Raw genomic sequence first — 716 nt, forward strand, 5'->3', positions numbered from 1 at the left:
CGCGTTTGAACCACTCGGGGTCCCGGTCCTTGGCGGGAGTGTCCTCGAAGGTGTCGTGGACCGGTTCGTTGACAGTCATGAAGCTCTTGACCCTCCGCTCTGAGTGGACCGCCGGACGTGGAACACGTGCGCGGGGGCCCGGCCGGGTTCCAGACGCACATAGTTGGTCCTGCCCCACTGATAGGACTCACCCGTCAGTTCGTCGTACACCGACATGGATTCGTGTGATTCCAGGCCGAGTTGCGGCATGTCCAACGAGACCGTGGCCTCCTGGGTGTGGTGCGGATCGAGGTTGACGACCACCAGAACCGTGTCCACACCAGTGGTCTTGCTGTACGCGATCAGCGAGTCGTTGTCCGTCCGGTGGAAGCGGAGATTCCTGAGCCGGCGCAGCGACGGATGGCGACGCCGGAGCGCGTTGAGCGACGCGATGAGAGCAGCGATGCTACGGCCCTCGCGCTCGGCGGACTCCCAGTCGCGGGGCCGGAGTTGGTACTTCTCGGAGTCGAGATACTCCTCGCTGCCCGGCCGGAGAGCGGCGTTCTCGCAGAGTTCGTAGCCGCTGTAGACACCCCAAGTCGGGGACAGGGTGGCGGCGAGTACGGCCCGCAGTTCGAAGGCGGGCCGGCCGCCGTGCTGGAGGAACTCGTGCAGGATGTCGGGGGTGTTGACGAAGAAGTTGGGCCGCATGTAGGCGGCTGCCTCGCCCGACAACT

Annotated in this window: 1 protein-coding gene; it reads right to left on the reverse strand. The window is 65.4% G+C overall.

Features of this window, described 5'->3' with window-relative positions:
* Nucleotides 1–75: 75 nt before the first annotated feature.
* The coding region (locus OC490_RS49100) for a DUF3459 domain-containing protein (RefSeq protein WP_262064560.1) at nucleotides 76–716 on the reverse strand (641 nt) is incomplete at its 5' end.

The sequence above is a fragment of the Streptomyces sp. STR69 genome (assembly GCF_024519455.1).
Classification (GTDB): Bacteria; Actinomycetota; Actinomycetes; order Streptomycetales; family Streptomycetaceae; genus Streptomyces.